This window comes from Oleiphilus sp. HI0061 (assembly GCF_001635675.1).
The window spans coordinates 1-6,290 of sequence record NZ_LWFE01001108.1; the positions used below are offsets into that span (position 1 = coordinate 1).

Below are 6,290 nucleotides of genomic sequence, written 5' to 3' on the forward strand. Positions count from 1 at the left end.
AAGCGGCCTTGTATCTCAGCCATATTGACGGCTTCATATAATTCGACAACACCGATTCCACCCAAGACACGTACTTCATTTACGCTGTCTAGCTTGGCGCATGGGCTTAAGCCTTGTTTTAGCTTGGTTTCGATATTAGCTAAACGATCTTCCCAAGGCGAGTTTAAAAGCTGCTTTACGCTTGCCAATGCTACAGCGCAAGCGAGAGGGTTGGCCATAAAGGTTGGGCCGTGCATGAAAACGCCTGGGTTACCTGAGCTGATGGTATCACTGATATGTCTCGTCGTAAGCGTCGCCGCGAGGGTCATGTAGCCACCGGTGATGGCTTTGCCTAGGCATAAAATGTCGGGTGTTACCTCGGCATGTTCACAGGCGAAGAGTTTTCCGGTACGGCCAAAGCCGGTAGCAATTTCATCAAAAATTAGCAGAACGCCAAACTCATCTGCAAGTTTACGAGCTTCTCTCAAATAGGACTCAGAATAAAAGCGCATTCCCCCGGCACCTTGAACGATAGGCTCCATAATAATGGCTGCGGTATCTTGGTGGTGGTTCTCAAGCGCTGCTCTAAGGGCTTGCTTGTCATGTTCATTGCAGGCTTCACCTGGCTTAGATGTGGGTGCTGGAACAAAGAACTGCTTGGTTAAGGTTTCTGAGAACAGTGAGTGCATACCGTTTATCGGGTCACACACCGACATGGCCGCAAAGGTGTCGCCATGATAGCCATTAAGTAGCGAGATAAAGCGTTGCTTCTTGGGTTTGCCTTGGTCATGCCAGTACTGAATTGCCATTTTCATGGCGACTTCAACGGCCACAGAGCCTGAGTCGGCGAAGAATACAGCCTCTAATTCTTGAGGGCTGATCTCAACCAGGAGTTTGCTTAGCTCGATGGCTGGATCGTGCGTGAGACCGCCAAACATGACATGAGACATTTTGTCGCATTGTGCTTTTAGGGCTTCATTTAGTGTAGGGTGATTATAACCATGAATGACGCTCCACCAGGACGCCATGCCGTCTATTAGCTTTGTTCCGTCTTTTAGCTTGAGTGTGCAACCTTGAGCTGATTCGACATGAAAAATCTTATGGGGTGCACCAATTGCACTGTAGGGGTGCCAGATATGTTGGCGGTCGATCTCAAGGGCAGTTAGCGTGGTGCTGTCGCTCATAGCTTATATCTCTGATTCAAATTTATCATGCCAGTTTAAATGATATGGTTTCGTTCAGGTAGTTTCTATTTTTTTATTGGTCTAGACGTAATCAGCAGAGGGTTTCAGCTCTCGCATGAGTATATCTCGTGCTAACCCGCTAGCGAGCCATGGAAGGCTCTACCTACAATAATAGTATAACCTCATATCTGTAGGCAGAGGGTTCCACCCCTCGCTGAGTCTACCCCGCGCTAACCCTGCCAGCGAGACGAGGGAATGTATGTTTTCGATTGAGAAACCCTTTTTCTTACTCTTAAAAATAATGAACCAGAGAAAAACTGGAGGAGTGCTGATAGGCTTGTTCTTTGGTTTGTTGCTGATAAAAGCTGTGGTAAGCCGTTTGTGCCCGGATTTGCCATTGAGCACCAAGGTTGAAGCTAAAGCCAAGCTCAATATCCAAGCGCTTGAACTTAGCGCCGAAGAGATCAAAGGGGCGATAGGCTTCTAGCTTTAGGTTCCAGTCTTCATGCTGGCTTAGCCAGCCAAGTCGGGGGCCTGCTGCTAACCAGTAGCCTTTATCGATATCATTATCGAGATTCAGTTCTCCGTCAGTAAGGATGTATAGACGCTGCCCAAGATATTCGTAACTCAGCCCTCCACCAGCATTCAAAAAACTGCTTAACTCTTCAGGGGCGCTGCGAGGTCGATAAAAACCGGTCGCAACATGCCAGGAAATCGGTGTAATAAGCTGATTGCGTGGCGTGTAGGAGGCAATATCTATGAGCTTTAGTTCTTGGATTCGAGTTTTTGTATCGCCGTTCATTTCGGTACGACGAACTTTCATGTTAAGCATTTCAAGTTTAGCACCCTGAATATAGCCAGGTAAGGCATCCAACTGATCGTGGTATGCAGCTCGAATCTCTAGTTGCTGGAAATGATTGCTGCCGTCATAACCGCCCGCTAGCATCAAACGGCGTGAGTCGTGCCCTTGGTCATCGCGATACTTGGGTGTTGGAAAGTCTGGAAATACTTTAGTCTTATCGATCTTACTTCTAGTCGAAAGTAATTCAATCGTTCGTTTGCCAAGGTGTGGAAGATCTGATTTTTTTCTCACTGCTAGGTAGCGGCTGTATTGGTGGGCCAGCTCTAGAACCTGTGCCTGGCTCTCAGCGTTTAATTGTTGCAACTGAGTTTTTGAAAGCTTGCTGTCTTCAACCAAGTGCCTGGCAAGGCGAATTTCATCATCGCTTAGATTTTCGATCATCTGGGTCATCAGGCTTAAGGTGGAAGGGCGGAAACGCGCGTGCTTTACCGCTCCTGCTTGTTCAACGGCGCGTACTGTATCGGAAGGGATTGCGCTGAGTTTGAAGGCGTCGACGAAGTTAAAGCGTTCGCTGGCTGCATCCAATAAGGTGAGTAATTGATAGGAGCAGTTTTCATCGACAAAATAATAATCAAAATGAACCGTTCTTATTTCCCAGGCGTGTCGGACAAACTGTTCGACCTCTTCTTGTGTTAGATCTAAAGCGTATTCCCAAACGTCGCGTGACTCCAGGTGGCTGTATTCTTTGACTTTTTCATAGTAGGGGAGAATTGTAAAGACACCGGGGTAGCCACCGGAAAGACCTTTATAGGTAAAGACTAGCTCGTTATCGTCAGGATTAGCATTCGCTGCAAAATTGATGCTGTAGTCTAGTAGTGCATTACTGCCAGAGGCACGATCTATACGAATAAAGGTATGCCCGAACATTGAGGAAGGGCTATTTAGATAGGCTGCCGGGAAGCTCAAAGTTAAGCTTTCCGGATCGATCTTGGCGAACCAGTCCTTATAATCTGGGCACTTGGCTTCGGTGAAGTTCAATTCAGGGAGTTGTTGTTTTAGCCAATGAAAACGAGCTGGGAACTGGCAAATAAGCTCAGGGTCGCGGCTACCGCCAGTAAACGCATTAATATTAGCCTTGAGCTCAGACTTTGGCGAGTACTTTCCGTCTGGAGCGATAAAAAAACTGTCGTCATCAACCTGACTTTCAAATCGCGGAATAAAGCCTATTTGGTGAAAATGAAGAAGGTCGAGCCATTGTTCATTATCCGCTAGGGAAGTAAGTTTTGAATCTGGTATCGTTTGCGCGAGAGAGTTAAAGCTTAGACAGGCAAGAAAAGCTACATTCACCAGAATGTAATGGTAAGGGCAGTGCATGATATCTCTCGTTAGGGTGAATGCCGGTCTTTTAACTGGCACAAAAAAAGGGCATCAAATTGTGCCCTTTTTTAGATTCTAGATCTAGCGTAAGCGTAGATTAAACGAGGCTAATTAGCCTAGGTATTTAGCAAGAGTCTTGTTCTGGCTCATTACGCTAACCAATGCTTGGTATGCGTCACCAGAAGTTGTTGCTTCAGACATAAAGATTTGGTCAAAGCTTGCTTTCAATGCAGCATTGAATGTAGCAGCATCTTCTTTAGCAACGCCAACAAGTTCAGATAGTGCAGCAAGTGTTTCACCTTCACCAATTGCAGTGTCTTGAGCCAGTTGGTCAAGGTTTTTATCTATAAAAAGGGATACTTGGACTTTTAGAGGGCCGTTTGCATCTTCACAGCCAAGTGTGCCTGAGGTCATAGCAAAAGTTTGGCTGGCTATTCCGTTAGTTGTTGCGGCAAGAACGTGCTCATGCCATTCATCTGCATTTTTGAAAATAACTTCAGTACCTAAGCCGCACCCTGCAGGACCGTGACCGCCGGCAGCCATTGCAGTAAATGGAGCAGAAAGAATGAATGCACCTAAAATTAGTTTTTTCATAGCAATTCCTTGAATCATTTTTTGTAAGTAACGCCCTTCGATTATAAACAGCGTTATTGGAAAAAGGCAATGTGTTTAGTTTTATACAGCTTACCTTAAGTTTCACATTTTAATAGTGTAGTCGAAGATTTGGAAAAGGGAACAACGGGAGCTTTAATCTGCAGTTTCAGGTCGTGATAAGATTTAACAGCCTCATGAGTCGAGGCTGTTAAACGGGAAGAATATTTATCTAGAACTTCAGATCTGCATGTTGTTCTGGTCTGAGTCTCGGGCCGTACTGACTCACCACTTGAGCTGCGGCTCTGTTAGCAAGCGTTGCTGCTTGGGCAAAGGTTTGGTCATGAGTGATTGCATAAAGAAATGCACCTGCGAACATGTCGCCGGCTCCATTTGTATCGATTGCTTTTGCTTCAACGCCAGCGACTATTGAGATTTCATTGCCGTCATAAACGAGAGCGCCATCTTTTCCTAAAGTAATTGCAAAAGACTTTGCAGTTTCTTTAAGCTTTTCAGCAGCATCTTCGATGTTATTGCTTTGTGTCCAGGCGAGTGCTTCGTCTTTGTTGCAGAATAATAAATCAACCTGTTGGCCGATCATTTCCTTTAGCCCTTCGCCAAAGAACTCGACCATTCCTGGGTCAGAGAGGGAAATTGCCGTTTTTACACCCTGCTGCTCGGCAATTTCCCGTGCTTTGATGGCCGCTTGTTTGCCACTAGGTGATGTAACGAGATAGCCTTCGATATACAGGTATTCAGATTGAGCAATAGCTTTAGCATCAAGCTGTGCTTCATCTAATTCAGCGCTTACGCCCAAGAATGTATTCATGGTTCGTTCGGCGTCAGGGGTAATCATAACCAGACATTTTCCGGTTGTACCATTCGGGTGGGCTTTATCGCTTGTGGTCACGCCCGCTGCTTGGGTATCTTGTTGGAAGAATAGGCCGTTTTCGTCGTCTGATACTTTGCAGGAATAATAGGTCTTGGCACCGAAGTAACTGGCAGCGATAATCGAGTTGCATGCCGAGCCGCCGCTGGCTCTTTTACTACCAACCAAGTGTTCTTTCATTAGCTCTAGTATTTCGGCTTGGCGGGTTTCATCCACCAAGGTCATTAGACCTTTCTCAATATTAGCTTGGGATAGGAATTCATCGGTGACTTCAATTTCAGTATCGACGAGGGCGGCGCCTAAACCATAGACGTGATATTGTTGCATAGTAATTGCCTTGCTAGTTGGCTAATGGTGGTGTCCATTATATACAGCGTCATTTGCGTATGGCAAAGACGATTTATACGCTTGGTGAATAGCCTGCGCGGTAGATAGCATGAAAAAGGATATATGAGGAAGAACCTTGCTTGGAATGAATAGAAATGTATTGGTTTTATTGTTATCTGGTGCGCTGGGCTTGTGTATTGCGCCAATGGTTGTGTTTATCGGTGGTTTGGTCGGGGCATCGCTTGCTCCTGATCCAGAACTTTCCACATTGCCTGTAGCGGGCATTGTTATTGGTACCGCCTGTGCCGTGATTCCGGTCTCGCGTCTAATGCAGCGTTTCGGTAGAAAAAAGATCTTTTTGGCTGCCTCCTTATATAGCGCTTTGGTATCATGTTTTGCTGCGATTTCTATATCTTATGAAAGTTTTTGGTTGTTTTGTTTGAGTACTGTATTGCTAGGTGGTGCCCTGGCCGTTATTCAGCAATATCGTTTTGCGGCAATGGAGAGTGTTGAGCCATATCTGGCACCAAAAGCTGCATCCTTCGTGTTGTTGGGTGGGCTTATTGCGGCGATACTAGGGCCAGAGCTGGCTCATCTGGGGAGGGCGTTGCATGAAGTGCCCTTTTCGGGCTCGTTTACTCTGCTTTCAATTCTTTGTTTATTAAGTGGTGTTGTTATGTTGTTTTTTCAGCCCGTTGTCGTGACAGGGGGTGAGGAAGAACTCGGCGGCCGTCCTTTAATTGATATCATGCATTCATCCTTATTTTGGGTGGCGGTGATGTCGGCAACCATAGGTTATGCGGTGATGAGTTATGTTATGACCGCTACGCCCGTCAGTATGCATGTCATGGAAGGGCATTCTTTAGAAGATACTAAATGGGTTATTCAGAGCCATATTCTTGCGATGTTCTTGCCTTCCTTAGTGAGTGGATATCTGATTTCAAAGTTTGGTGAATATCGCTTGATGCTGGCTGGTTTGGCAGCTTATACGGTGTGTTTGATGATAGCGCTTTCAGGTCAGAATGTGATGCATTATTGGCTTGGATTGGTGTTGCTAGGTATTGGTTGGAACTTTCTATTTGTCGCAGGTACGGTTTTGCTTCCTAAAGTGTACCAACCTGCCGAGAGGTATAAAGTACAG

5 protein-coding genes are annotated in these 6,290 nt (G+C 45.9%); 1 reads left to right on the plus strand and 4 read right to left on the minus strand.

The genetic code is table 11. From position 1 onward, the window contains the following. From bioA to A3735_RS16080, 4 genes are all read right to left on the minus strand, one after another. Positions 1-1,163 (minus strand): adenosylmethionine--8-amino-7-oxononanoate transaminase (gene bioA / locus A3735_RS16065; RefSeq protein ID WP_068638281.1); only part of this gene is annotated, 1,163 nt, incomplete at its 3' end. 292 nt (positions 1,164-1,455) lie between these two features. Continuing rightward, positions 1,456-3,339, minus strand: a complete 1,884-nt coding sequence (locus A3735_RS16070; RefSeq protein WP_068515188.1) for a DUF4105 domain-containing protein — start codon at positions 3,337-3,339, stop codon at positions 1,456-1,458. 114 nt (positions 3,340-3,453) lie between these two features. Then, positions 3,454-3,936, minus strand: a complete 483-nt coding sequence (locus A3735_RS16075; RefSeq protein ID WP_068515309.1) for a DUF3015 family protein — start codon at positions 3,934-3,936, stop codon at positions 3,454-3,456. A 229-nt stretch (positions 3,937-4,165) separates the two neighbouring features. Further along, entirely contained in the window at positions 4,166-5,149 is a 984-nt protein-coding gene (locus A3735_RS16080) for an adenosine kinase (protein WP_068515182.1), read from the minus strand. Between the two features lie 145 nt (positions 5,150-5,294). Here A3735_RS16080 and A3735_RS16085 point away from each other — a divergent pair. Next, positions 5,295-6,290: MFS transporter (locus A3735_RS16085; RefSeq protein WP_068638282.1), on the plus strand; the 996-nt coding region annotated here is incomplete at its 3' end.